Below are 699 nucleotides of genomic sequence, written 5' to 3'. Positions count from 1 at the left end.
CGATAAAAAGATTGAGACGCCTCTCCATCCGACCCGATCATGAAGCGGCTCAGCGCCGACTTCGCAGAGAAGCCAGACCCCTGGCGGGAACTCATTATCGCGCAGCGTGGCGCAGAGGCTTGTCGGATAATCACCCAAAGCGATCGACGGCGGGCTCTATGACCCCGCCGTGGGCGCTTTTGCTTGACCCCTACCGCCCCAAAAGAGAAGGCCCGCCACCCCTTTCGGAGCGGCGGGCCATTTTCAACAGGGTAGCGTCAAACCGAGAGGCAGGAGCCACTCGAAGGCCGACACCGGTCATCCGCTCGATTTCGGGGGAAGCGGCAGGCCCGGCCCGCCGTCGCGCCGGCGCCTGGCGCTCAGGCGGCGATGGCTTTTTTCCGCTTCTTTACCGTTGGCGCAGCCAATGCCGCGGCTCGATCATTGGCTTCCTTCTCCAGGCGCTGTTGCTTCAGTTTAGCCGTGTTCGCATCACGGTGCCGGGCGAGGGTATCGGACTCCAACATGATCCGATTGCGCGCGAGCAATTGGGTCTGGGTCTTCAGAAAATTCTTGTCGGCATCGACGCGCTGCTTTGAATGTTCAGCCATGTCCATCTCCTGTGCGGTATTCCGCTGTCGCCGGCAGTAACGAAAAAAGGCCAAGCAGAAGCTTGGCCTTCCCTCGAATGACTGTTGTCGACGATGCCAGTACATCCGT

Annotated in this window: 1 protein-coding gene; it reads right to left on the bottom strand. The window is 60.5% G+C overall.

Translation table 11 applies throughout. The features are described 5' to 3' along the window. Positions 1–359: 359 nt before the first annotated feature. Complete coding sequence (locus tag AC1DRP_RS36775) at positions 360–590, bottom strand: hypothetical protein (protein WP_476771167.1); 231 nt, start codon at positions 588–590, stop codon at positions 360–362. Positions 591–699 lie beyond the last annotated feature (109 nt).

This window comes from Allobosea sp. 01N443 (assembly GCF_056399325.1).
Note: the sequence above shows the minus strand (reverse complement) of the source record. Positions and strands in the feature narration are given on the sequence as shown.

Coding starts and splice junctions, on each gene's coding strand:
- AC1DRP_RS36775 (WP_476771167.1), bottom strand. CDS start 590: ATGGCTGAACATTCAAAGCAGCGCGTCGATGCCGACAAGAATTTTCTG.